This window comes from Streptomyces sp. NPDC092296, assembly GCF_044755465.1.
GTDB lineage: Bacteria > Actinomycetota > Actinomycetes > Streptomycetales > Streptomycetaceae > Peterkaempfera.
In genome coordinates, this window is the sequence record NZ_JBIVRB010000001.1 from 405041 (window position 1) to 428865 (window position 23825).

Genomic DNA, 23825 nt, shown 5'->3' on the forward strand with positions numbered 1-23825 from the left:
AAGGCCCCACCGTGAACCCGACCGTCGCCAGGCTGACCGTACGCGGCCTGCTGGGCCGCCGCCGCGGCGTCCTGCTGCTGGTCGTACCCGCGCTGCTGCTGCTCCTCGCGGTGCTGGTGCGCACCGCCAACGGGCGGGACCACGACATCGCCGTGCAGGTACTCGGCACCCTCGCCCTGGGCACCCTGGTGCCGCTGCTCGGCCTGATCGCCGGCACCGGCGCCATCGCCACCGAGATCGACGACGGCTCCATCGTCTACCTGCTGGCCAAGCCGCAGCCGCGCTGGAAGATCATCGTCACCAAGCTGGTGGTCGCCATCGGCTGCACCACCGTCTTCGGCGCCCTGCCCACCTACCTGGCCGGGCTGGTCCTGTACGGGGGCACCGACGGCCTGGCCCTCGGGTACGGCCTGGGCGCGCTGGTCGCCGGAGCCGCGTACAGCGCCGTCTTCCTGCTGCTCGGCGTGGTCACCCGGCACGCGGTGGTGGCCGGCCTGATGTACTCGCTGATCTGGGAGAGCCTGATCGGCAACTTCGTATCCGGCGCCCGCACCCTCTCCATCCAGCAGTGGGGCCTCTCCCTCGCCCGGACCGTCGCCGACCCGGGCGCGATCACCGCCGATGTCTCGCTGCCGGTCGCCGTGCCGCTGCTGGTGCTGGTCACGCTGGCGGCCACGGGAGTCGCGGCGGTACGGCTGGCGGGGTTCACGCTGGCCGGCGAGGAGTAGGCCGCCGGCGGGCCGGGGCTCAGCCGCCGAGCACCCGGTCCCGGCCGGCCCCGAAGCCGGCCACCGCGGCCACCGCGCACAGCGCCAGCATCAGCCCCAGCGGCAGCCGCCAGCCACCCGTCGCCTGGTGCAGCGCACCGGCCGTCACCGGCCCGGCGGCGGCCACCAGATAGCCGAAGGTCTGCGTCATCCCGGACAGCTGCGCGGCCACCTGGGCGCCGCCCGCCCGCAGCACGATGAACGAGAGGCCCAGGCCCAGCGAGCCGCCCTGCGCCACGCCCAGCACCACCGCCCACACCCACGCGCCGGACGCCGGGGCCAGCAGCAGCCCGGCGATCCCGGCCCCGTTCAGCAGCGCCATCGCCACGGCCAGCCCGCGCTGGTCACGCATCCGGCCCGCCACCAGCGGCACCGCGAACGCGCCCGCCACCTGCACCAGGTTGCTGAAGGCGAAGACCAGCCCGGCCTCACCCCGGTCGAGGCCCGAGTCGGCCAGGATCGTCGGCATCCAGGCGACCAGCGAGTAGACCAGCAGCGACGAGATGCCCATGAAGACGCTGATCTGCCAGGCCAGCCGGGACCGCCACACCCGCACCGCCGGCCCGGCCACGGCCGCCGCTCCCGTACCCGTCCCCGTTCCCGTACGTGGGTCCGTCGCCATCGCCCGGCGGCGCAGCAGCTGCGGCAGCCAGCCGACCGCCGCCACCAGCGCCAGCACCGACCAGAAGCCCAGCGACGCCCGCCAGCCGCCCAGGGCGTGCTCCAGCGGCACCGACACCGCCGCCGCCAGCGTGGCGCCCACCAGCATCGCCGTGGAGTAGACACCGGTCATCGCGGCGGCCCGGTCCGGGAACTCACGCTTGATCAGCCCCGGCATCGCCACATTGAGCACCGCGATCGACACGCCGATCACCACGCAGCCCGCGTACAGCGCCGTCACCGACGGCAGCACCCGCAGCAGCACCCCGGCCGCCAGCAGCAGCACCGCGCCCAGCACCACCCGCTCGGTGCCGTGCCGCCGGACCAGCCGGGGCGTCAGCGGCGCCCCCGCGCCCTGGAAGAGCACCGGCACGGCGGTGATCAGCCCGCTCGCCGTCGAGGACAGCCCGAAGGTCCGCTGCACCTCGGCCACCATCGGGGAGACCGCCGCCAGGCTGGCGCGCATGTTCAGCGCCACCAGCACGATCCCGGCCAGCAGCAGCCCGGGACCGGCCAACCGGCCCAGCGACACCGCCCGACCCGGGACTGCCACGGCGGCTGCCCCGGCCGGCTGCGGGTGCGGCTGCGTCGGCCGGGAGTACGGCTGGGGGGAATCGGTGACGGGCATGGGTGGGCACGGCTCCTCTCGGTTCGTGTACGGCGCACCGGAGCGCACGGGGGCCCGGCGGGGACACGGAAAGACGGGGTGACGGAAGGCGGGGGGTACGGCGAAGGGGCGAGCGGACCGCTACTCGCGCGCCGCGTTCTCCGCGAGCAGCTGCTCCACGGCCGCCGTGGGCTCCGCCAGCAGGGCCCGGCAGGCGGCCTCGGCCCGCTCGGGGTCGCCGCTCTCGACCGCGTCCACCAGGGCGGCGTGGGACTGCACGGTCATCTCGGGCATCTCATGGTCGCCGAAGGTCGTCCGCATCGCCTCGCGCACCGAGGCGCCGAAATAGCGGTACACCTCGGCCAGCGCCGGATTGTGCGCCGCCTCCACCAGGGCCGTGTGGAACTCCAGGTCGTGTTCGACCGTCGCGCCCCGCCCGGACCGCTCCGGGTGCGCCGACATCACGGCGGCCTCCGCCGCCAGCGCGTCCCGCATCCGGACGACATCCTCCGGGGTGTGCCGACGGGCGGCCAGCCGGGCGGCCTCCACCTCCAGCGCGAGCCGCACCTCCAGCACGTCGCGCACCCCCGAGCGCTGCACGCCGCGCAGCACCGACGCGGGATCGCTGGTGGACCGTACGAAGGTGCCCTCGCCCTGCCGGGAGACCAGCATCCCGGCGTGCACCAGCACCCGGACCGCCTCCCGCACCGTGTTCCGGCCCACCTGCAATCGCTCGGCCAGCTCATGTTCGGTCGGGATACGGTCACCGACCTGCCAGGAGCCGTCGGCCAGCTGCCCCCGCAACTGCTCGATCGCGGCGTCGACCAGCGAGCGACGCCCCGCCGCCTGCAGTCCCCCACCCATCGCCGCCCACCTCCACTCATCCCACTGCCCGGTCATCCTACAACTGCCCCACCACCGCCCCCACCAGCAACCCCACCAGGGCCGCGAGGCCCAGCCCACGCGCCCAGCCCCCCACCAACCCGCAACCCGCCCTCGAACCAGGGTGTATCGACCACGAGGGTTGTCGACGACCAAGGCTGCACCGCACGGGGGTCTTGTGTCCCTCCGTAAGGCTCGGCTGACCGTTCACGGCAGACGGCTGTCGGTCGAGCGTGTCCGATCGGGCCGGCCTGCACGACCGCTCCAGCCGCCCGCACACCACCCGCCCACCGCACCCCGGCCCTGGCCCGAGGCCCGGGTCCGCGCTCTGAGCCGGGAGCGCAAGCACGGCCCGGCTCGCATCGGCCGGTCGTGGGCCTGGCGCCCTCCACGAGCATGGAGGAGGGGCGTCGGCTGCAGCGGATCAGCCGGACCGCGAAGGATCCGGTGAGGCTGCGGCGGGCGATCGTGGTGATGATGTCCGCACAGGGCCAGTCGGTGCCGGACATCACCTCGTTGATGCAGGTCAGCGCCGACTGCGTTCACCACGCCGGCTGCGAGCCACCTACAACCGCTACGACGGCGTGATGCACATGCTCGCCGCCCTCGACCTGGCCACCGGCAAGATGTACTACCGCATCGGGCCCCGCAAACGCCGGCGCGAGTTCCTGGCCCCGCTCAAGTCCCTGCGTGCCCGCCGGCCCGGCGGGAAGCCGTACGTCGTGCTGGACAACTTCTCACCGCACAAGCACGCGAACGTCCGCGTGCGGGCGGCCGCGAACGACCTCGAGCTGGTCTTCCTGCCGACCTACGCATCCAACCATCACCGATGCCACACCGCACTCGGAGACCACGCACCGAACACCTGCGTCAACAACCCTGCGGTTCGATACACCTAGTCATTGAGACCTCGTGGAGGGAGGGCAGGACGGTGTTGGGCTCAGCGGCTGGGCGGTACTACGGGCGGTACCCGCAGGCGAGCCTGGCCAATGCCAGCAGCAGGTCAGCGCATGTCAGGGCTGCGGCCAGATGACCCGGCCGCAGCCCTGACGTCGTGCCTTGGGGTTATTTCGTCAGCGTGCGTCGTCGCGGCGCCAACAGTGCCGGGACGAGGACGGTCAATGCGACAACGATCGTCAGAGCCCAAAAGGCCCTGTTCCCTGCGTGTGAGGAAGTGGCCAGCACGGCCGACAGGGCGGCGATGCTGTTGACGCCCACTGCGGCTCCGACATTGCGAAGCATGGTCGCCGCAGCCGTCGCCACGCCGAGCTGCTCGGCGGGAGCCTGGTCCTGGATCAGCGCGAGTGTTGCCGCAGTGACTGCGCCGGTGCCGAGGCCGACGGTGGCTCCGGCCAGCCAGGGGAGCTCTCCGGTCGCGCTGAAGACGGTGCTGACAGCCAGCGCTACCGAGCCGATCACCATGGGCAGCCGGTACCCACGCTTGGCCACGACACTGCCGGTTACCGCGCTGCCTGCGACCCAGCCGATCGCCGCGAGCCCGACAATGACCGCGATCTTCGTGGTGGATGCGCCGAGCTCGGCGAGTCGGACCGGCAGCACCGTCACCGTGGCGTACATCACCACGCAGGCCCCGATGGTCGCGAGCGCCGCGCCTGCGGACGGTGTCCTGCTGTAGACCTGGCGGGGAACCAGGGAGTTGCCGAAGCGGCGTAGGAGAACTAGCGCTGTCAGGCCAACGACTGCTGCGGCCCCCGAGCCGAACGGTCCGATTCCCAGGGAAGAGCCTTGCAGGCTGATCAGTAGGAGGGCGGCGCCTCCGGTGACCAGCGCGTACTCGGCCGAGGGGAATCGGTGGGAGGGCTGCCGGGCGTTGGTGGCCTGGGTGCGCTTCGGCAGGGCGATGAGCACGGCAGTAAGGACCAGGAGGCACAAGGGAATGTTCACGAAGAACACCCAGCGCCAGCCCAACGCGCTGGTGATAGCGGCTCCGACCACCGGACCCAGCACGGCGGCGATCCCCCAGACCATGCTCAGCATGCCCTGTGCGGCGGCTCGGCGCTGGGGGCCGAGCAGTCGGCCCACGATGACGTAGCTGGAGACGACGATCGCTCCGGCGGCCAGTCCGTGTAGGACCCGCGCCGCCACCAGGACGCCGAACGAGTCGGCGAATCCGGCTGCGGCCGAGGCGGCCAGGAAGGCAATGGTCGCGCCCGCCGCGAGCAGGCGGTCGTCGATCCGGTCCGCAGCCCAACCGGCCAGCGGCGTCCCGGCGACCTGGGCGAGCATGAACCCGGAGACCAACCAGGCGTATCCGCCGCCCGACCCGCTTGCTACATCCTTGAGCACACTGGGCAGTACGGTGCCCATGACGGTGGCGTCCATGGCGGCGAGGAGGAGGGCAAGGACGGCAGCGGCGATGGCGAGTCTGCTCGTGGCTGTGCGTGTCTGCGAGGGTGATCCCTCTCGGGCGGCGTGTCTCGTGCCGACTGCTGGCGCCGTCACTGGGCGCTCCCACCCACACTCGGGACTGCAGCGGACAGGAGCTGGGTGTTCGTGCCGTGAACGCGGCTGACGCCGGCGAAGCCAGCGATGAGCTCGCGCAGCTCCGCATCCAGGATCTCGTCGACGGTGTGCAGCGTGCCGTTGTCCGAGAAGATCCGCTGGGAGAAGGTCTTGGTGATCTCCAGCTGGACAGCGGCCGAGGGGTTGGCAGTGATGAAGTCGACGGCCAGGGCCTGCGTCATGGCCTCCTGGAAGTACTGGGCGAGGCGGCGGTTCAGGTCCTCGATCTGGGCGAGGAGCTCCCGGACCCGGGTCTGTTGTGCTTCGGTGAGAGCCGGGTAGATCATCTTCATCGCCACGTGGTCGATCTGCACGTGGCGAGCCTCGTCCAGGCCGTGGGTGTGCAGCAGGCGGGTGAAGAAGTGGGCGCGTCGCGGGTCGAGGTTGTCGGTGCGGTGCTCGAAGATCGTGATCACCGATTCGCCCACATAGGCCGAGCAGCACAGCGCGACCAGCTTGACGTAGGGGTGGTCGTCGGTACGGAAGACCTCAAGCCGCTCGTCGAACAGGGCCTTGTGGACACGTGGTTCGATGCCAGTCAGGGCGCGCACGTACCGGTAGAACGTGTTGGCGTGCTGGATCTCCTCGGCGGCGAAGCACGAGAGCGCGTTGTGAAGCTCGTGCCCGGTGTTGATTGAGTCGCGGAGGTCGTGCAGCTCACCCATGATCAGGGCCATCACGGTGCTGACGTGCCGCTCGATCTCGGCGAGCTGAGCTAGTTCCTTGGTGATGTAGGCCACGGCCTGCAGTTCGTGGCCCGGCTCGCCGTAGGCGACGGTGGAAAGGTAGGCCAGCTCGTTGGGGGTGGAGGCCTGGGACCAGTCGAAGGCGTTGGGGTGGAAGGTGTTCACATGCGCCAGGCTCGTCACCGAGTCCAGCTCGGCGCGGACGGCGTCGGCGATGTCCGCGAACGTCTCAAGCCTGGCCATTTTCGTACTCCTTGTAGCCGTCCGGGATGCCGATGGTGATGTCGTGGAGGCGCACCCAGCCGCGGGCGATGAAGTCGCTATCGCGGAGCTTCTCGATGAAGAAGTAGTACGCCTTCAGGTCGTCGGTCTCGATCAGCAGGAAGTCCGAGTAGGCGGTGGAGAACGCCTCCGCGTCGAAGTGGCGCACCGACAGCCTGTCGATGAACGGTCCGACGATCTCCTTCTGGAAGACTTCCTCGTTCGCGGTGCGCTCCTCCCGGCTCAGACGCAGCCAGGAAGCATCGAACTCGTAGCGGACGATGATGGCGAACTTCATGGTCAGTTCCTCGCAAAGCTCTGGGAGTTGAGAATGGTGCGGTCTGGGTCGGTGATCGCACGTCGGCCGTGCATGACCCGGGAGTTGTCGATCAGGACGATGTCGCCGTCCTCCCACTGGATCTCCTCGGTCACCGCCTCGGTCACCGAGACGTATTCGGCGATGATGTCGGCCGGTATCGCTGAGCCATCCGCGAACCGGATATCCGGGGTCTCATAGTTGAAGGACGGGCCGAGCAGGCTGTTGGCCCAAGCTGTGCGGGTTGACCACTTAGTCGGGTGCGCGGCGTAGACCTGGTAGTCGTAGTGCAGGCTGCCGTCCGGGTGCTCGGTGAACTCGACCTTCGACCCCGGGTTGGCGGTGGCGTACAGGTCCGCGACGGTGACCTCCTCGGGTCCGCGTCCATCTGCGGTGAGGAAGGACGCCAGGCGCCGCCACAGCGCGGCCGGAACGGTTCTGGCATAGCGGATCGGCTGAGCCGAGAAGGCATCCTTGGCCTGATCGGACAGCGCGTCCCAGACGCGGTAGCCGTCGCAGACCGTGGTCTGCGAGCCGGACGCGGCGGCCTTGACGCAGTGGAACCACAGGAGCTCGGGGGCGTAGGGCGTGCCCCCGTTCTCCAGGTGCAGGCCGATCGGGTCCTGCCCGGAGTCGACCTTCTGTGCCGCGGAGCCGTGGAAGACCCGTGCCGGATCCAGGGTGGTGCGCGAGCTGTAGCGCTGGACGAGTTCGTTGAAGTCCTCGACGGAGGGTCGGAACCCGCGGATGAGGAGGTGCCCCGAGTCGGCCAGGAGCGTGTCGATACCCGCGTCGAAGAGGGAGGCGAAGTCGGCACCCTCACCGGGCGGGGTGACCATCATCGCGTCACCGTCGCCGATGGTGACCAGGCGCAGGTTGTTCTGTGCTGCAGAGCTCATTTCGTTCCCCCAAGGAAGTGGCTGGTGCAGGTCAGTGAGCGTGGACAGGGACGGGTGCGGGCTGCACGATCTCGCCGAAGATGAGCTGGCGTCGAGGACGACCGGTCACGGTGAAGTAGCGCTCCCTCAGGTCCTGATCGTCGACCAGCACGATGAACCGCTCGGGGCGGTCGGTCTCGGCGAGATGTTCGTCGGCGTACGAGCGGGCCTGCCGCTCCACCTCGCCCTGGGCGGCGGCGCGGTCGGAGGTGAGCAGGACAGCGGTGAGGTACTCCATGCCCTCGCCGAAGAGAACGGCGTCGACCACGCTCGGACAGGTGCGCAGGCGTCCTTCGACCCACTCGGGAGAGACGTTCCTGCCATGACCGGTGATGATCACGTTCTTGAGCCTGCCGAGGATGTGGATGAAGCCGTCCTCGTCGATCTCGGCGCGGTCACCGGTGTGCAGCCAACCGTCCTCGTCCACCGGTCGGCTGGTCGGGTCTTCGACCGTGTAGCCGGCGAAAAGCGAGGTGGACTTCACGAGCAGTTCGTTGTCGGCGGCCAGCTTGACCGAGCAGTGCGGCAGCGGATGGCCTACCGTTCCGGGACGCCAGTGGTCGATGGTGTTCCACGAGACCACCGAGCTGTTCTCGGACAGTCCGTAGCCCTCATGTATCCGCAGGCCGACGGCATCCAGTCTCAGCAGCGCGGCAGGGTCCACCGGGGCTCCTCCGGCCATCAGGAACGGGCGGCGCTCCGGTCCGAACACGGTGTCGGCGTCCGTCCCCGCGCCGAGTACCGCCTTGTCAAGGGCGCTGACCACCGCCGGCGGCAGCACTGCCGCGGTGGGCTGGCCCCTGCCGAGCCAGGTCAGGGCGTCGTCGGCACGGGAGCCGGCAGTCCCCAGGAGGGACACCCCCTGTGGCAACAGCACCATGCGGCCGCCGCGAAGCATCGGCAGATACACCGCCGTCACCTGCTCGATCAGCAGGCTGAACGGCACCAGAGACAGGTACCGGTCGAAGATCTGCGGTGGGCAGACCTCGTCCAGCGAACCCAGGAGAGCCTCCAGGCCCTTGGCCCGGATCTGGACGCCCTTCGGGGCGCCAGTGGTCCCCGACGTGTGAATAATCTTGATGATGCGGTCGTCGGCAGAACCCCCCGCCGTAGCCGGTTCCTGTGCCCCTTGCGCCCGACTCTCCTCACTGCGGTCCGCGGTCTTCAGGCCGATCGGTACGACGATGGCGGCCGCGGCCAGTCCCCACTGGTCGAGCTTGCGCGCGCCAGCCTCGTCGGTGAGGCAGACCCGTACCTCCCGCAGCAGCGAGGCAGCCTGTTCGCCCGAGAAGGCCAGCGGGACCGGCACCTCTATCAGGTCTTCGAGCAGGAGGGCCAGGTCCGCGGCGACCCACTCCGGTCCGTTGTCGGCGACCAAGCCGACTCGGGTGCCGCTCGGCAGGGCCAGCTCGCGCAGTGTGCGACGCAACCTCGCACTCCACGCCCGCATCTGCGCGTAGGTGAGGATCTCGGCGACCGAACCGTCCTGCGCCAGTCGTTCGACCAGGACCCTCTCCTGGTTCGCGGGCTCGTACAGCGCCTCGGCGACCGCCTTCATCGGGCACCTGCCGCAGCCACGGCCACTGGCTCGCCCCGGCCCCAGGTCACGGCCAAGTGGTAGCCCATCTCGGCCCGCTGGATGATCTCCGCTCCGAAGTGGCGCAGGTCCACGTACCCGGCGATGGGAGCGGTGTCGTAGTACGAGCCCCAGCGCCCCTGCTGCTCGGGCTGTAGCAGGTCCTCGCGTGCCTCGGTCACCGGGGTGAACTTGATGCCGATGCGCGCGAGCATGGCGGACAGCGGGCGCGTGATCGTGCACAGCGCGAACTCGGCCCCGTTGCACCAGCACAGGGCTGGCAGCATGCGCAGCAGGGCCAGGCCGGCCCCCGCCTCGGCTGAGGCCAGCGGCCCCACCTCGACCAGGCCCGTCCGCTCGCACTGCTCGTCGAGTCGGCCGCCGATGACGTCGGCTGCGTCCCCGCCCAGGTAGTTCTCGATGAGCAGGGCCCGCTCCCCACCGTAGGTGAGCCCGGCACAGGCGACCGGGACCTCGGTGTCCTCGCCCGAGCACAGCGCGATGAAGCAGTCGGGCGACGGCGCGATGTGGGCCTGGTAGTCACGTGCGTATCGATCGCGCGCGAGCTCGGCACACGCCTGCCACAAAGTACTGCCTCTACGGGCGATAGTGATGCGCATTGAACCCCTCCGTTCGCATCTGCTCTGACCCCCCCGGATCAGGCAGGGCCCACCATATGACTACCCGTCGGTTTTTGACCAGTAGTTTTCAGATGAAGCCCCCTGATCATCTAGTGCTCGGCCGGGGCGTGCGCGTGGCGATCGGTCAAAGTCGGATACCTAGAGTTACCGCCATCCGTTGGCTGTATCGACAACGCCGACAACCACCCGCTGGACGGAGGTCAGCTCGTCCGCCTCCAGTCGAGGCCAGCCGAGGCCGCTAACCACGGAGGCCAGCACCGGCAACCGGCTCTGGGATTCCTCCAGCGTCGACCACACGAACCGGCTCGACAGCAGGTGCATCGCGCCGTAGCCGAGGATGTAGGACCGCAGCGCATCCACCGCGACAGCAGGCGAGACGTGCGGATTGTCGAATGATCCCTCGGTCATCGCGCGCTCCACGATGGCACTGACGACCTGCACCATCTGGGATTCGACAAGGTCGCGGCGCTTCAGGCGCTCCTCGGAGGCCACTGCGCACACGGAGTCCGTGCGTGCGGTGATGCTGCACTCGAACAGGACCGGCGCGACTTCGGCATGCCGCATGTAGGCCAGGGCCAGGCCGTACAGCGCCCATGCGCCACTCCAGGGCAGGTCCGCGATGGCCTGGAAGTAGCGCACCTGCCGACGCGCGCTCTCTGCGGACAGTTCGATGAGAAGGTCTTCGCGACAGGTGAAGTGGTTGTAAACCGTCCCCTTGGAGTAGCCGCCCTCTGCGGCCAGCTTCCCAAGGGTCAGGTCGTGGAACCCGCTCCTGTCGATCATTTCCAGCGCGAGGCGGACCAGCATGCGCTCACGCTCAGCTACCTCTTGGGCTTTCCTCTGCACAGTACGCATGGCCAAAGTATGGAGGGCAAGGCGTCGAAAATCGACAACTAGTCAAAAAAGTTGAGCCCTGGATTCCGCCTGTACCGGGGTGCAGGCGGCAGCTGACGGGTGGGGGCCGGAGATGACGACGAAGCGGAGGTCTTCGCCGCGATCACTCGGCTGGGGCTGCTCGCGCGGCTTGCCCTCCGAGGGCCCGGAGACGTGGCTCCGGAGGTGGCGGATGTTGGTCACGCGCACCTTGTGGCCCCACGGTCCCGCTAGCACTGTCTTCTACGGTTGCTCGCCAGCCCAGCCAGCTAGGAGACGAGAAGTGGTAGTTGCCTGGCCGGCGGGGCTGTCAAGTGCATGGGAGTCGTTTCCCAACAGAGGAACTGTGCGGGCTCACCCCGGCCGACGGTCGCCCCGTCAGGGGCGCGAGGAACTGCGCGCCCAGCCCCGCACCAAGCCGCAAGCCGCCCTCGACCCGCAGCCCCTGCCAGGGCCCCGAGGCGAACCCGTCACCCGCCGACGGGAAAGAGCCGTTCCAGGACGATGGCCACGCCGTCGTCGTCGTTGGAGGCGGTGACCTCGTCGGCCACGGCGCGCAGCCGTTCGTGCGCGCCGCCCATGGCGACGCCGTACGCGGCCCAGCCGAACATCGGGATGTCGTTGGGCATGTCACCGAAGGCGATGGTCTCGGCGGCGGTGACGCCCAGCCGCCGGGCGGCGATGCTCAGCCCGGTGGCCTTGGTCAGACCGAGCGGCAGCAGCTCCACTATGCCCTCGCCCGCCATCACCACGCCGACCAGGTGGCCGACCACCGCATGCGCGGCGGCGGCCAGGTCGTCGTCGGACATGCCGGGGTGCTGGATGTAGAGCTTGCTGATCGGCTCGTCCCACAGCCCGCCGTGACCGTCCAGCCGGAGCATCGGCAGATCCGCGATGCTCAGCTCGAAGCCGGGGCCGGCCAGCATCGCGCCGTCCGCGCCGTCCTGGTGGGCGGCCACCCGGAGCGCCCCGACCTCGCCCTCGACCTTGGCCAGCGCGGTGGCGGCCAGCCGCCGGTCCAGGGTGACCGAGGTGAGCAGCCGGTGCGCACCGGCGTCGTACACCTGCGCGCCCTGGCCGCACACCGCGAGCCCGGTGTAGCCGATGCCGTCGAAGACCGCCCGGGTCACCGCGGCCGGCCGACCGGTCACCACCAGGTGCTTAGCGCCGGCGGCGGTCGCCGCCGCCAGCGCGGCCAAGGTGCGCTCGGTGACCGTCTCCCGGCTGGTCAGCAGGGTGCCGTCCAGGTCGGTGGCGATCAGCCGGTAGGCGGGGGCGGGGCTCACTTGCCGATCGGCTCCAGCAGCTCCCGGCCGCCCAGGAACGGCCGCAGCGCCTTGGGCACCACGACCGAGCCGTCGGCCTGCTGGTGGTTCTCCAGGATGGCCACGATGGTGCGGGGCACCGCCACCAGCGTGCCGTTGAGCGTCGCCAGCGGGCGGGTGCCGCTCTCGCCGCGCATCCGGATGGAGAGCCGGCGCGACTGGTACTCGGTGGTGTTGGAGGTGGAGGTGACCTCGCGGTATTTGCCCTGGGTGGGCACCCATGCCTCGATGTCGAACTTGCGGGCCGCCGAGGCGCCCAGGTCGCCGGAGGCGACGTCGATCACCCGGTAGGGGACCTCAAGGGCGTTGAGGAAGTCCTTCTCCCACTGGAGCAGGCGGCGATGCTCGGCCTCCGCCTCCTCCGGCGTGGTGTAGACGAACATCTCCACCTTGTCGAACTGGTGCACCCGGATGATGCCCCGGGTGTCCTTGCCGTAGGTGCCGGCCTCGCGGCGGAAGCAGGGCGAGAAGCCCGCGTAGCGCAGCGGCAGCCGGTCGGCCTCGATGATCTCGTCCATGTGGTACGCCGCGAGCGGCACCTCGGACGTGCCGACCAGGTAGAAGTCGTCCTGCTCCAGCCGGAAGACGTTCTCGGCGGCCTGGCCGAGGAAGCCGGTGCCCTCCATGGCGCGCGGCTTGACCAGCGCCGGGGTGAGCATCGGGGTGAACCCGGCCTCGACCGCCTGGGCGATGGCCATGTTCACCAGGGCCAGTTCCAGCAGGGCGCCGATCCCGGTCAGGTAGTAGAAGCGCGACCCGGAGACCTTGGCGGCGCGCTCGGTGTCGATCGCGCCGAGGATGCGGCCCAGCTCGACGTGGTCGCGGGCCTCGAAGCCCTCGGCCGCGAAGTCGCGCGGGGTGCCGATCTCCTCCAGGGTGACGAAGTCCTCCTCGCCGCCGACGGGGGCCTGCGGGTCGATGAGGTTGGCCAGGCCGGCCAGCAGCCGGTCCGCCTCCTCCTTGGCCTCGCTCTGCGCGGCGTCGGCGGCCTTGACCTCGGCGGCCAGCGACTGGGCCCGCTTCAGCAGCTCGGCCTTCTCCTCGCCCTGGGCCTTGGGGATCAGCTTGCCGAGGGACTTCTGCTCGTTGCGCAGCTCGTCGAAGCGAGTGCCGGAGGACCTGCGCCGCTCGTCGGCGGCGAGCAGCGAGTCGACCAGGTCGACGTCCTCACCACGGGCGCGCTGCGAGGCGCGCACTCGGTCGGGGTCCTCACGAAGCAGGCGAAGGTCAATCACAGGAGGAAGCCTACCGGGGCCGCTCCCTTCGGCCGCCAGCCCTTTGGCAGCAGCGGGGGAGCAGTGGGGAGCAGCGGGGGAGCAGTGGGGAGCAGCGGGGGAGCGACCTCCACGGTGGGTCGGTGTGACCGGAATTGATCAATCCGGTAGTTTTGTGCGCCGCGATCGAGTGTTATTGCCGTTTTCTGACCGTTTTTCGCTGGGCAGCTACGTTGGGGATAACCCTGGAATCCCTGTGGATAACTGGCCTCATCCCAGGTCCGCCGGTGATTCGTCCACAGCCTGTGGGTCCACGCTGTGGATTTCCGACCTGCTCGGTGTTTCCTGGGTTCAAACCCGCCAAAAGTCGCCCATGCGTGGGAAATCGACCCCCGAGTGCGGGAGTCTTGATCGCTGCCGGGAGGGGATTCCGACATGTCCGACTGTCGGGATAACAGGGCATCCGTGGCGGTTTGTCGACTCGGCCCCCCGGCCTGTGGATAACTCGGCCCCTGTGGACAGTGTGCTGCGCCGCAGGTGAGCGGCGATCGGGCATCCCCTGGATGGCGGAAAAGTCGACTGATTGATACGGTCCGACCCGATCAAGGGTGATCTGTCCCGATCGGCCGCAGCTCGCCGGAGTACACCGTACGGCCGAACGGCCCGCCGCCGTCAGGGCCGGCCGCAGTGCCTCGGCGTCCCGAACCCCGGAGTCGGGCGCGTCAGACTTCCCCGCGTCCGTCCAGGCAGCGCGACAGCCAGTCGGCGGCGGCGGTGAAATCCACATCCGACGTACCAGGGCGCAGTACCGGCCGCACCTTGTCCGCCCGGGGATAGGAACCCAGGAAACGCACCTGGGGGCAGGTCCGCCGCAGCCCCATCAGCGCCTCGCCCACCCGGCGATCGGTGATGTGGCCCTCGCAGTCGATCGAGAAGCAGTACTTTCCCAGGCCCTCACCGGTCGGCCGCGACTCGATCCGCATCAGGTTCACCCCGCAGGCCGAGAATTCCTGGAGCAGTTCCAGCAGCGCACCCGGGTGGTCGTCGCTCAGCCAGACCACCACCGACGTCTTGTCCGCCCCGGTGGCCGCCGAGGTCCGCCCCGGCCGGCCGACCAGGACGAAGCGGGTCGTCGCCGCCTTGGCGTCGTGGATGTCGGTGACCAGCGGCTCCAGCCCGTACAGCGCCGCCGCGAACTCGCCCGCGAACGCCCCGTCGAAGCGCCCCTCCTGCACCAGCCGCGCCCCGTCCGCGTTGGACGCCGCCGACTCCCAGGACGCGTCCGGCAGATGGGCCTCCACCCACCGGCGCACCTGCGGCTGCGCCACCGGGTGCCCGGTGAGGGTCTTCACATCCGCCAGCCGGGTGCCCGGCCGCACCAGCAGCGCGAAGGCGATCGGCAGCAGCACCTCGCGGTAGATCATCAGCGGTGAGCCGGCGGCCAGCTCGTCCAGCGTGGCGGTCACCCCGCCCTCCACCGAGTTCTCGATCGCCACCAGGGCGCCCGCCGCCTCGCCGCGCCGTACGGCGTCCAGCACCGCCGGCACCGAGACCATCGGCACCAGCTCCCGGGTCGCCGCCTCGGGGAGTGAGCGCAGGGCCGCCTCGGTGAAGGTGCCCTCGGGGCCGAGATAGGTGTAGCGGGTGGCCGACATACCGCCTCCGTGCGATGCGCTGCTGGGACGTCCGTTGACAGATGCCCGATTCGCCACCTTAGCCACTCCGCCGCCCGACCTGTGGACCGTTCCGCCACCTGGAACCCGGCCCGGCCCCCGGGTTCCGGTGTCCCCGCCGTCAGGACTCCAGCAGCGCCTGTCCGACGTACCCGCCCGCCGCCGCGCCGCCCGGCACCGCGTACAGCCCGCTCGCCTCGTGCCGCAGGAACCGCGACAGGCTGTCCGCCCCCGCGAGCTTGCGCTGCACCGGGACGAAGCCGGTCAGCGGGTCGGCCTGGAAGGCGATGAAGAGCAGCCCCGCGTCCGGGGCGCCGTCCGGCAGGAAGCCGTCGTGGTATGAGAAGCCGCGCCGCAGCAGGGTCGCCCCGCTGTTGGCGGCCGGGGCGGCCACCCGGATGTGGGCGTCCGCCGGGATGGCCAGGGTGCCGTCCGGGTTCTCCTTGTCCAGGTCGGCCGGCGAGGTCTCACTGCCGCCGGACAGCGGCGCGCCGTCCGACTTGCGGCGGCCGATCACTCGCTCCTGCCGGTCCACCGGCAGGTTCTCCCAGTTGTCCAGCAGCATCCGGATGCGGCGGAACACCACATAGCTGCCGCCCGCCATCCAGGCCGGGTCGGCGCCCTGCGCCGGTACGAAGACCTTCGAGGCGAAGGAGGCGTCGGCGGGGTGCGGGTTGTTGGTGCCGTCCAGCTGGCCCATCAGATTGCGGGTGGTGATCGGCCGGGCCGTCGCCCCCGGCGAGCGGCTGAAACCGGACATCTGCCAGCGGACCCCCGCCACCCCGGCGGCCTGCTGCTGGAGCACCCGCAGCGCGTGGAAGGCGACCAGCGCGTCATCCGCGCAGATCTGCACCCAGAGGTCGCCGCCGCCGCGCGAGCGGTCCAGCGCGTCACCGGGGAAGTCCGGCAGCGGGTCCAGCGCCGCCGGGCGGGCCGACTCCAGCCCGATCCGGTCGAACAGCGAGGCGCCGAAGCCGAAGGTCACCGTGAGTGAGCACGGCCCGGCGTCCAGCGCGACCTGGTTCTCATGGTCGGCCGCCGGACGGCCCGCCGCCAGCCGCGCGGCCGAGTCCGACCAGCGCCGCAGCAGCGCCGCCACCTGGCCGCGCCGCACCCCCGCCGCCAGGTCGAACCCGGCCAGGTGCACCCGGGCCTGCTGCCCCTGCGTGATCCCGGCCTGGTGCACCCCGTGGAACGGCACGGCCGCCGCCCCCAGCGCCGGCGCGCCGCCGGAACCGCCGTCCGCCACGGCCCGGCCGACCGCGCCGCCCACCGTGCCCACCGCCAGCCCGGCGGCCCCGGCCGCCCCCAGCAGCCCGCGCCGGGTGACGCCGCCCGCCGGACGCGCCTGCTGTCCCGGGCCGCCGGAGCCCGTGTCATCGCCCGGACCGCCGTGCCGTACCCGCCTCATCGCGCCTTGCCCTTGTCCACGGCCCACGCCGCTCCCTACTCCGTGCCTTCTGCGGGCCCGGCCGATGCGTCCGGGCCCGTCGACCGGCCGATGCGGCCGATCCGTCCGCTCGCTCTCAGCCGACCCGTACCGGCGCGGTCGTGGTGGCCTCGTCGATGTCCGACGACCGTACGGTCAGCGCCAACTGCCAGTCACCCGCCATCGGCAGCTGGAGCCGGGCCGACCAGAGGCCGGTGTCCACCTTCTGCAGTGTCGCCGGCAGCGGACCCAGGTTCTTCGCCGGGAGGGTGAGGGAGATCCGCACCTCCGGTACGTCCGCCATCTGGCCGGCCGCGTCCATCAGCATCACCCGCAGGTCGTTGCCGCCGGTACGGGCCGGGTCCAGGGTGATGTCGGCCGTGCCCCGGGCCGTCGTCCCGCTGCCGCCGGTGTCGTACGGCAGGGACAACTGCACCGGCTGGGCCGGCGCCGCCGCCGTCGGGGTGCCCGGGGCGGCGGCCACCGTCTCCTGGGCGGTGCGGCCGGGCGGCGAGTTGGTCAGCAGGGTGGTGACCGCCAGGACGGCCACCGCCACGGCGGCCTCCACCAGCACCGAGCGCCGCAGCGCGGGGCGCCCGGCGTCGGAGTCGCGCTCCCTGGCCTGCGCCTGCGCCTTGTCGCGGCGGTCGGCCGCCTTGGCGCGGGCGGCCCGCTGCCGCTCCAGCTGGGCCCGCCGCTTGGGGTCGGCGGGCAGCGCGTCGGCCGCCACCGGCTCCGGGGACGCGGCCGGGGCCGTGGCCGGGGAGGGGGCGCCCACGGCGGAGCCCACCAGCGCCGCTTCGGCCACCGGCACCGCCGTCCGCAGCCGCGCCGTCCAGGCCCGGGAGAACCAGGCCGCGCCCAGCATCACCCCGATGAAGCCGACCTTCACCAGCAGCAGCCGCCCGTAGTCGGTGTCCACCAGGGCGGACCAGGTGCCCAGCCCCCGCCACGCCTGGTACACACCAGTCACCGCCAGCACCGCCACGGAGCACATCGCGGTACGGGAGAACACCTCCACCCCCGGGACGTCGACCCCGCCGCCCGCCCGGGGGATGCGCAGCCCGACCAGCAGGGTGACCAGGCCGCCCAGCCAGAGCGCCATCGCCAGCAGGTGCAGGATGTCCAGCGGCAGCGCCAGCCCCACCTGGAGGCCCACCGCCGCATGGTCGGCCCCCGCCCAGGTGGCGGCCAGCGCGGCGGACAGCAGCAGCCCGGCGGCGCCCAACGCGAACCGGGTCTCGCGCTCCGGCCGGGCGGCGGCCCGCCGCTCCAGCCGGCGCAGCTCGGCCTCTTCACCCTCCGCCGGCTCACCCTCCGCCGGCTCACCCTCGGCCGGCTCACCCTCGGCCGGCTCGACCTCGCCCGACGCGGTCGGCTCGGCCGGCCGGTCGTGCCCCAGCTGCCCCACCAGCAGCGACAGGAACACCCCCATCGCCGCGAGCAGCAGCAGCCGCGCCGCGAGGGAAGTACCCAGCCGCTCGTCCAGCGTGGCGCGCACCAGCGTCAGGTTGAAGGTGTCGCCCAGCCCGCTGCCCTTCTCGTACGGGCCGCGCAGCAGCAGCACCGCCACCGTGGAGAGCAGCAGGCCGCCCCAGCCGGTCATCAGCAGCCGCTGCACCGGCCGGGTGGCGGCGCCGCGCGGCCAGCAGAGCAGGACGAAGGCCGCGCAGCCGACCAGCAGCGCGAACGCCGCGTACGCCAGGCCCCGCGCGGTGCCGTAGAGGGCGCCGACGGCGGTGCTGCCCCGGTCCTGCCGGGAGATCTCGGCCGGTACGGCGGTCTGGGTCTGCTTGCCGATCGAGAAGGTGAAGGCGCCCGACACCGGGTGGGTGTCGGCGGAGACGACCCGCCAGGAGACCGTGTAGGTGCCCTGCGCCAGCCCGTCGCGCAGCCGCAGCGTGGCGGTGGAGCCGTTGCCGCCGTCGTGCTCGGGGGCACCCTCGCCGACCTGCTTGCCGGCCGGGTCGTAGACCTGCACCGAGTCGCCGGAGAGGGTGACGCCCTCGCTGAAGGTCATGGTGACCCGGCTGGGCGCGGTGGCCACCACCGACTCCGGCGCCGGGTCGCTGGAGCTGAGCGCGGCGTGCGCGGCGGCGCTGCCGGCGCCGCCGAGCAGCAGCGCCAGCACCGAGCCGAGCACGAGCAGCAGCCCGGCCGCGCGGCGGGCGGCGGCGTTACCGGCCGTGGGGGTGCCTGCCGTGGGGATGTCGGCCGCAGGGGTGTCGGGCGGCCGGGTGCCGGGTGGGGTGGGGGAGCCCTGGCGGGGTGTCATCGGTGGTGGTCCCTCCGGTCAGCTGCCCGAGGCGGTGCCGGCGTCCGAGGGCCGGTACGCGAGGGGCTTGATGGGCACCTTCACCGTGATGGTCCCGGAGCGGGCGAAGGTGAGGTCCAGTCGCACGGTGGAGCCGAGGGTGGGCCGGTGGGCCAGGCCCATGATCATCAGATGGTCGCCGCCCCGGGTGAAGGCGGCGCTGCCGTGCGCGGGCACCGGCAGCTCGGGGAGCGCCGCCATGGAGGTGGCGGTGGACCGGTGCATGGTGACCTGGCGGGCGTCCGGGCTGCCCACCTTCACCAGCTGGTCGTCGGTGCCGCCGGTGTTGTGCAGGGTGAGGTAGCCGGCGGCGTCCGTGGGCGAGGCGGGCAGCGGTATGTACGCCTCGCTGACGCTGATCCGGGCCGGTCCGCCGCCCTGGGAGCCCGAGCCGCAGCCGGTCAGCACCGCCGCCGCGACCAGCACCGGCGCCAGGACGGCCCGGCGGCGGCCGATCACGGCCGCACTCCCTTGGCGAGCAGCGGCAGGTCGTGCGCGAAGACGGCCACCGAGCTCTGGCTGAGGTAGAGCAGGTGCGCCCGGTCGTCGGACGGCAGGAAGCCCAGCACCTCGGCGCCGTGCGAGGAGGTGACCGTACCGTCCTTGTTGACGATCGGGTCCTCGACCAGGACGTGCAGCGACGCGGCGGCGGCCTTCACCTTGGCCAGGTCGCCGGTGAGGCCGATGAAGCTTTTGTCGAAGGAGTCCAGCCAGCTGCGGAGCTTCGCCGGGGTGTCGCGCTCGGGGTCGGTGGAGACGAAGACGACCTGGATGCGGTCCCGCTGCTCGGCGGGCAGTTTCTGCAGGGCGACGGCGATGTCGCCCATCGTGGTGGGGCAGACGTCCGGGCAGCTGGTGTAGCCGAAGTACAGCAGCACCGCCTTGCCGGCCGTCCGCTCGCGCAGTGAGAACGGCTTGCCGCTGGTGTCGCCGAGGACCAGGTCCGGCTTCTGGTAGGCGGCGGGCAGGACGGTGGCCTGGTACGGCGAGTTCGACGCCGACTTGGAGACGGCCATCTCCTGGCCGGCCGCCCCGGTGGCGGCGGAGCCGCAGGCGCTGAGGCCCAGGGCGGCGGCGAGCGCCAGAGCGGCCGGGGCCGCGATGCGGCGGCTCCGGTGCGGCAGCGTGGTGCGAGGCATGGGGTGGGTCCGATCGATGTGGTGCGGGTGGTTCCGTGGGGGCGGGCGTACGGGGCGATCCGCGCCCGTACGCCCGCCCGGTTCAGCCGGTCAGGAGGCGCTGCCGCCGCGACGGCGCAGGCCGACGACGCCGAGGCCGGCGCCGATCACACCGACCACGATGCCCACCACGCCCAGGGTGCGGGCGGTGGAGTCGCTGGAGTCGGCGGCGGCGGTCTCCGTCTTGCCGGCGGAGTCACCGGAGTCGGCCGGGGAGGTCTCCGGGGCGGGCGTGGTCGCGGCGGCGCTCGGCTCGGCGTCCGCCGCCTTGGCGGTGAGGGTCAGCACCGGGGCGGGGTGCTCGGGCTCGGCCCCGCCCGGCTGCGCCACGTCGATCCAGCGCACGACGTCTCCGTTGTCGTACGTCTGGAGCGCCTTGAAGGTCAGCGAGTCGGTGTCGGTGGGCAGCGGGCCCAGCGACACGTTGAACTCCTGGAACTGCCCGGGAGCGATCTTGGACGCGCTGTTCGCCGTCCAGGTGATCTTGGTGACGGCCTCGGTGATCTCGCCGTCGTCCGACTTGATCGGCTTGTCGAGCTTGCTCTTCTCGACCGAGACCGTCCAGCCCATCACCGGCTGGGTGCTGACCGACGCCACCGGGTGGTCCTTGGGCAGGTTGACCTCAAGCTTGCTGGTCGAGGCCTTGTCCTCCTCGTTGGGCACCCGGAAGGCGACCTTGGTGTAGCTGCCCTGTACGGCCTCGCGCGGGTTCACGGTGACATGCGCGGAGGCGGCACCGGCCGCCGCCAGCACGGCGGTGGCCGCGGCGGCCAGGACTGTTGCCGAGCGGCGAGCGAGGGAGCTGCGGTTCATCGTCTGGATCTCCGTCCGGAGGATGGGCGTGCGCGGGCCACCACCGTGGGGCCCCGGCGCACATGGGGGTGTGATCAGGACTGACGTACACGGATCGCGACCGGTCGGACGGCATGGCCGGGCCATCGGCCCGCACCGGGGCATGCCGCAGCGCGGCGCCACCGGCGGCCGATCAGATCGCGAGCGCCGCCATCGGCGGACCACGCCGGACCACCGAGTGCCGCAGTGTCGCCGGCACGGGCGGCCGCAGGCCGCCCCGCTCCGGCCCGTACACCCGGGGCGGGCCCATCGAGCCCGCACCCAGCAGCCCGCGCAGCAGCAGCCCGGCCACCGCCAGGACGGTACGCAGCGGAGCCGCGCAGCCCTGCACGGTCGAGGCCGTCAGCCGTACCAGCCGCCACAGCGCTGCCTCGCCGCGCCGCAGCCACCACCCGGCAGCGAGCGCGGCGGCCAGGTGGCCCACCAGCATCAGCGGCGTCATGCCCAGCACCCCGGCGTGCAGGCAGGACAGCTCCGGCGCCGGGGCGAAGGCCGCCGGGTCGAGACCGGCCCGCGCGACCAGCTGCTCCGGGGTCATGCCCGGCGGCAGCACCAGGGCGCCGCCCGGCGAGTGGCCGTTGCACAGCAACCGGCCCGCGACCTGGAGCACCGTCAGCCGCCCGTCCGCCATCCCCGCCATCCCGGTGTGCGGCATGGCGGAGCCGCCCAGACCCTGGGCGCCGTGGAAGAGGCAGTGCAGCGCCAGCTGCCCGGCCGCCAGCCCACCGGAGATCGCGGTCATCGACCGCTCCCGGCCGCCGAGCAGCGCGGCCACCGCGAACACCATCGCGAAGCCGACCGCCAGCGCCGCGACCGGCACCGGGCCGCCCGAGGCGACCGCGTGCCCGACCGCCGCGACCAGGGTGCACACCACGGCGAACGGCACCGCCCTGAGCATGCGCAGATCCCAGGCGGCGGCGTGCACCGGCTGCGGTGCCGCGGCGGCGCCCGGGGAGTCGGCGGCGCGCTGCTGGAGGAGCATGGCCGGGACATCATCTCACCGGGTACCCCTCCGGCGGAATCCGCCCGACCGTTACCGCTGCACGTACCCGCTACACGCCACTGCCCGTCCGGCACATCCGCCGAACGGGCGGTCCTCGACCCCGGTAGCGGTTGGCACCACGGCGGGTCGGCAATACCTACCTGTGTCGGAGCCGCAGCCAGGGCCAGGAGGAATCCGTCGTGGACATCTGGTGGACGCTGCACCTCAAACGCGAGCCCGCCAGCGTTCCGCTGGCCCGGCGCATCCTGTTGGGCACCATGGAGTCCGCAGGCGTCGACCCGCAGGTCGCCCACGAGATCGGGGTCGCCCTCAGCGAGGCGTGCGCCAACGCCGTCGAACACGCCGCCGCCGACCCCGACGAGGGCTTCCAGGTCACCGCCTCCATCGACGGCGACCGGCTGCGCATCGAGGTGATGGACTGCGGCCCCGGCCTGCCGTCCGGCGAGCTGACCCCGCGCGTCCCGTCCTTCGCGCTGCCCGCCGTCCCACTGCTGGGCGCCGCCGCCGCGCAGGCCGCCCCCCGGGCCGAGCGCCGCCCCGCCGCCGTACCGGTGCCCCCCGTGCGCAAGACCCCGGCCCGGCTCGCCCCCGGCTGCCAGAGCCGGCGCACCCGTACCACCGTGATCAGCCGGGCCGCCGTGATGGCCTCGCTCAGCCCGGCCGCCACCGCCCGGCGGCTGCGGGCCGCGGGCCGCTCGGCGCCGTACGACACCCATGTGCTGGACAGCGGCCTGGCGCTGGCCACCGGACTGCCCGGCCTGCCGCTGGACATCGGCACCGACCTGCCCGACCCCACGGCGGAGAGCGGACGCGGCCTCTTCCTGATCCGCGCGCTGGCCGACCACGTCCAGTTCCGCAGCCACCCCCGCCGGGGCACCATCGTCAGCTTCGACAAGCTGCTCAAGTGGCAGGAGGGCGCCCTGCTGCGCGCCGCCTCCTGACGGCCCCGGCCCGGGGGCGCCTCAGCCGGCGGCCCGCCGCCCCCAGCTCTCCACCGGGCCGCACCACGGCAGGTCGTCGACCGGCCGGTCGGTGCAGAACCGGGCCACCAGCTCGGTGAACTCCGCCATCCGCTCCAGATGCACCAGGTGGTCCGCCTCCCGGACGGTGGTGAACCGCGCCCCGGGCAGCGCGGCGGCCACCTCGCGCCCCATCCGGGGCGTGGTCAGGATGTCGTGCTCACCGGTGAAGACCAGGGTGGGCAGCGGCGGCACCGGCTCGGGGCGGTACCACTCATGGCTGACCAGGCGGACGTTGTGCTCCAGCCACATCGCCAGCTCGCGCGGCCCCTGGGCCACGAACTGCTGGTACAGGAAGCGGGTCATCGCGGTCTGCTTGCGGACCGGCGCCGTGCCGGGCTGGGTGACGAACCAGGCCGCCAGCTCCTGCGCCAGGTCGGTGATCCGGCCCTCCGCCAGCATCCGGGACCAGCGCGGCACCCGCTCCCCGTGGTGGTCCCTGGGCTCCACCAGCGTCATCCCGGCCAGCACCAGCCGCCGCAGCAGCCCCGGGTAGTGCTGGGCGAAGCGCAGCCCGACCGCCCCGCCGAAGCACGCCCCGACCAGGTTGACCCGCGCGATCCCCAGCTCGGCCACGGTGTGCCGGACGGCCGCCGCGAGGAAGTCCAGGCCGTACCGGGCGGGCAGGAAGTCGGCCGTACCGTAGCCCGGCAGGTCCACCGTGACGACGGTGCACAGCGGCGCCAACCAGCGCTCGTGCCGCACCCAGGACGTCCGGTCCTGGGAGGAGCCGCCCAGCAGCAGCAGCGGCTCGGTCGCCGGGGCGTCCTGCCACACCACCCGGCAGGTGAACCCGAAACCGCCGAAGGACAGCTCCCGCTCCTCGACGCCGCCCGGCGCCGCCGGGCCGGAGAGGCGACGCTCGGTGGCGCCGGCGGAAACGACGGACATGGCGGGCTCCCCGGGATCGCGGTCAGACGCCGAACCCGCCCATCCCTAGCACCGCGCTCCACCGCCCCCCGGCCTCGCCACCCGTTCGAGGGCAAGCCGGTCCCCCGTCCGGCAGGGTCGCCCCGCCCCCGGCTGCCCGCAGGACCGGAGGGCGACGTACGGGGGAGGCAAGGCGGCGCCGGCCTCCCCCGCGTACC

21 protein-coding genes and 1 pseudogene are annotated in these 23825 nt (G+C 72.2%); 3 read left to right on the forward strand and 19 right to left on the reverse strand.

The features are described 5' to 3' along the window. Nucleotides 1-11 precede the first annotated feature (11 nt). Nucleotides 12-728 carry an ABC transporter permease gene (locus ACIQGZ_RS01845; protein WP_402598695.1) on the forward strand — a complete coding sequence of 239 codons (717 nt, stop codon included), beginning with the start codon at nt 12-14 and terminating at the stop codon, nt 726-728. Nucleotides 729-747: 19 nt separating this feature from the next. Here ACIQGZ_RS01845 and ACIQGZ_RS01850 read toward each other — a convergent pair whose 3' ends face one another. Then, nucleotides 748-2055: a CynX/NimT family MFS transporter gene (locus ACIQGZ_RS01850; RefSeq protein WP_402598696.1), complete on the reverse strand. Its 1308-nt coding sequence runs from the start codon at nt 2053-2055 to the stop codon at nt 748-750. Nucleotides 2056-2175: 120 nt separating this feature from the next. Beyond that, the gene (locus ACIQGZ_RS01855) at nt 2176-2898 is read right to left on the reverse strand and encodes a FadR/GntR family transcriptional regulator (protein WP_402598697.1); all 723 of its coding nucleotides are present in this window, start codon (nt 2896-2898) and stop codon (nt 2176-2178) included. A 572-nt stretch (nt 2899-3470) separates the two neighbouring features. Here ACIQGZ_RS01855 and ACIQGZ_RS01860 point away from each other — a divergent pair. Further along, nucleotides 3471-3815, forward strand: coding sequence for a transposase (locus ACIQGZ_RS01860; RefSeq protein ID WP_402599944.1), 345 nt, complete (start codon nt 3471-3473; stop codon nt 3813-3815). Nucleotides 3816-3981: 166 nt separating this feature from the next. Here the strand turns inward: ACIQGZ_RS01860 and ACIQGZ_RS01865 are convergent, their stop codons facing one another. The 16 genes from ACIQGZ_RS01865 to ACIQGZ_RS01940 all read right to left on the reverse strand — a co-directional run bounded on the left by ACIQGZ_RS01865 (nt 3982) and on the right by ACIQGZ_RS01940 (nt 21697). Then, nucleotides 3982-5379 (reverse strand): MFS transporter, encoded by a 1398-nt coding sequence (locus tag ACIQGZ_RS01865; protein ID WP_402598698.1) that lies wholly within the window; start codon nt 5377-5379, stop codon nt 3982-3984. Next, nucleotides 5376-6368 carry a hypothetical protein gene (locus ACIQGZ_RS01870; protein ID WP_402598699.1) on the reverse strand — a complete coding sequence of 331 codons (993 nt, stop codon included), beginning with the start codon at nt 6366-6368 and terminating at the stop codon, nt 5376-5378. Before ACIQGZ_RS01870 ends, ACIQGZ_RS01865 begins: the two co-directional genes overlap by 4 nt. Beyond that, nucleotides 6355-6684, reverse strand: coding sequence for a darcynin family protein (locus tag ACIQGZ_RS01875; protein ID WP_402598700.1), 330 nt, complete (start codon nt 6682-6684; stop codon nt 6355-6357). Before ACIQGZ_RS01875 ends, ACIQGZ_RS01870 begins: the two co-directional genes overlap by 14 nt. 2 nt (nt 6685-6686) lie before the next feature. After that, entirely contained in the window at nt 6687-7601 is a 915-nt protein-coding gene (locus tag ACIQGZ_RS01880) for a TauD/TfdA family dioxygenase (protein WP_402598701.1), read from the reverse strand. Nucleotides 7602-7632: 31 nt separating this feature from the next. Next, the gene (locus tag ACIQGZ_RS01885) at nt 7633-9198 is read right to left on the reverse strand and encodes an AMP-binding protein (RefSeq protein WP_402598702.1); all 1566 of its coding nucleotides are present in this window, start codon (nt 9196-9198) and stop codon (nt 7633-7635) included. Continuing rightward, entirely contained in the window at nt 9195-9836 is a 642-nt protein-coding gene (locus tag ACIQGZ_RS01890) for a thermostable hemolysin (RefSeq protein ID WP_402598703.1), read from the reverse strand. Before ACIQGZ_RS01890 ends, ACIQGZ_RS01885 begins: the two co-directional genes overlap by 4 nt. Before the next feature lie 165 nt (nt 9837-10001). After that, nucleotides 10002-10664 (reverse strand): TetR/AcrR family transcriptional regulator, encoded by a 663-nt coding sequence (locus ACIQGZ_RS01895; RefSeq protein WP_402598704.1) that lies wholly within the window; start codon nt 10662-10664, stop codon nt 10002-10004. 536 nt (nt 10665-11200) lie between these two features. Further along, nucleotides 11201-12016 carry an HAD family hydrolase gene (locus ACIQGZ_RS01900; RefSeq protein ID WP_402598705.1) on the reverse strand — a complete coding sequence of 272 codons (816 nt, stop codon included), beginning with the start codon at nt 12014-12016 and terminating at the stop codon, nt 11201-11203. Continuing rightward, nucleotides 12013-13290, reverse strand: coding sequence for a serine--tRNA ligase (gene serS, locus ACIQGZ_RS01905; RefSeq protein WP_402598706.1), 1278 nt, complete (start codon nt 13288-13290; stop codon nt 12013-12015). The genes ACIQGZ_RS01900 and serS overlap by 4 nt, the downstream gene beginning before the upstream one ends. A 701-nt stretch (nt 13291-13991) precedes the next feature. Continuing rightward, the gene (gene pheA, locus ACIQGZ_RS01910) at nt 13992-14924 is read right to left on the reverse strand and encodes a prephenate dehydratase (protein ID WP_402598708.1); all 933 of its coding nucleotides are present in this window, start codon (nt 14922-14924) and stop codon (nt 13992-13994) included. Between the two features lie 139 nt (nt 14925-15063). Then, nucleotides 15064-16353: an iron uptake transporter deferrochelatase/peroxidase subunit gene (gene efeB / locus ACIQGZ_RS01915; protein ID WP_402598709.1), complete on the reverse strand. Its 1290-nt coding sequence runs from the start codon at nt 16351-16353 to the stop codon at nt 15064-15066. Between the two features lie 115 nt (nt 16354-16468). Next, nucleotides 16469-18646 carry a copper resistance CopC/CopD family protein gene (locus ACIQGZ_RS01920; protein WP_402598710.1) on the reverse strand — a complete coding sequence of 726 codons (2178 nt, stop codon included), beginning with the start codon at nt 18644-18646 and terminating at the stop codon, nt 16469-16471. Nucleotides 18647-18664: 18 nt separating this feature from the next. After that, a complete protein-coding gene (locus ACIQGZ_RS01925; protein WP_402598711.1) occupies nt 18665-19144 on the reverse strand; it encodes a copper chaperone PCu(A)C in 480 nt (159 codons plus the stop codon). Then, nucleotides 19141-19824 (reverse strand): SCO family protein, encoded by a 684-nt coding sequence (locus ACIQGZ_RS01930; protein ID WP_402598712.1) that lies wholly within the window; start codon nt 19822-19824, stop codon nt 19141-19143. The genes ACIQGZ_RS01925 and ACIQGZ_RS01930 overlap by 4 nt, the downstream gene beginning before the upstream one ends. Nucleotides 19825-19914: 90 nt before the next feature. Next, nucleotides 19915-20676, reverse strand: coding sequence for a YcnI family protein (locus ACIQGZ_RS01935; protein WP_402598713.1), 762 nt, complete (start codon nt 20674-20676; stop codon nt 19915-19917). A gap of 172 nt (nt 20677-20848) precedes the next feature. Beyond that, nucleotides 20849-21697: a hypothetical protein gene (locus ACIQGZ_RS01940; protein WP_402598715.1), complete on the reverse strand. Its 849-nt coding sequence runs from the start codon at nt 21695-21697 to the stop codon at nt 20849-20851. 200 nt (nt 21698-21897) lie between these two features. Between ACIQGZ_RS01940 and ACIQGZ_RS01945 the strand changes: the two are divergent. Then, nucleotides 21898-22179: pseudogene (locus ACIQGZ_RS01945) on the forward strand (ATP-binding protein); the annotation flags it as partial. Nucleotides 22180-22680: 501 nt separating this feature from the next. On the opposite strand, the gene ACIQGZ_RS01950 reads toward ACIQGZ_RS01945, so the two are convergent. Continuing rightward, complete coding sequence (locus tag ACIQGZ_RS01950) at nt 22681-23628, reverse strand: alpha/beta fold hydrolase (RefSeq protein WP_402598716.1); 948 nt, start codon at nt 23626-23628, stop codon at nt 22681-22683. Between the last annotated feature and the right edge of the window lie 197 nt (nt 23629-23825).

Bases quoted from the DNA above. Each gene is read 5' to 3' on its own strand.
- ACIQGZ_RS01940 (WP_402598715.1), bottom strand. From the start codon at position 21,697: ATGCTCCTCCAGCAGCGCGCCGCCGACTCCCCGGGCGCCGCCGCGGCA.
- ACIQGZ_RS01875 (WP_402598700.1), bottom strand. From the start codon at position 6,684: ATGAAGTTCGCCATCATCGTCCGCTACGAGTTCGATGCTTCCTGGCTG.
- ACIQGZ_RS01895 (WP_402598704.1), bottom strand. From the start codon at position 10,664: ATGCTGGTCCGCCTCGCGCTGGAAATGATCGACAGGAGCGGGTTCCAC.
- ACIQGZ_RS01930 (WP_402598712.1), bottom strand. From the start codon at position 19,824: ATGCCTCGCACCACGCTGCCGCACCGGAGCCGCCGCATCGCGGCCCCG.
- efeB (WP_402598709.1), bottom strand. From the start codon at position 16,353: ATGAGGCGGGTACGGCACGGCGGTCCGGGCGATGACACGGGCTCCGGC.
- ACIQGZ_RS01885 (WP_402598702.1), bottom strand. From the start codon at position 9,198: ATGAAGGCGGTCGCCGAGGCGCTGTACGAGCCCGCGAACCAGGAGAGG.
- ACIQGZ_RS01870 (WP_402598699.1), bottom strand. From the start codon at position 6,368: ATGGCCAGGCTTGAGACGTTCGCGGACATCGCCGACGCCGTCCGCGCC.
- ACIQGZ_RS01920 (WP_402598710.1), bottom strand. From the start codon at position 18,646: ATGACACCCCGCCAGGGCTCCCCCACCCCACCCGGCACCCGGCCGCCC.
- ACIQGZ_RS01950 (WP_402598716.1), bottom strand. From the start codon at position 23,628: ATGTCCGTCGTTTCCGCCGGCGCCACCGAGCGTCGCCTCTCCGGCCCG.
- ACIQGZ_RS01850 (WP_402598696.1), bottom strand. From the start codon at position 2,055: ATGCCCGTCACCGATTCCCCCCAGCCGTACTCCCGGCCGACGCAGCCG.
- ACIQGZ_RS01890 (WP_402598703.1), bottom strand. From the start codon at position 9,836: ATGCGCATCACTATCGCCCGTAGAGGCAGTACTTTGTGGCAGGCGTGT.
- ACIQGZ_RS01880 (WP_402598701.1), bottom strand. From the start codon at position 7,601: ATGAGCTCTGCAGCACAGAACAACCTGCGCCTGGTCACCATCGGCGAC.
- ACIQGZ_RS01935 (WP_402598713.1), bottom strand. From the start codon at position 20,676: ATGAACCGCAGCTCCCTCGCTCGCCGCTCGGCAACAGTCCTGGCCGCC.
- pheA (WP_402598708.1), bottom strand. From the start codon at position 14,924: ATGTCGGCCACCCGCTACACCTATCTCGGCCCCGAGGGCACCTTCACC.
- ACIQGZ_RS01855 (WP_402598697.1), bottom strand. From the start codon at position 2,898: ATGGGTGGGGGACTGCAGGCGGCGGGGCGTCGCTCGCTGGTCGACGCC.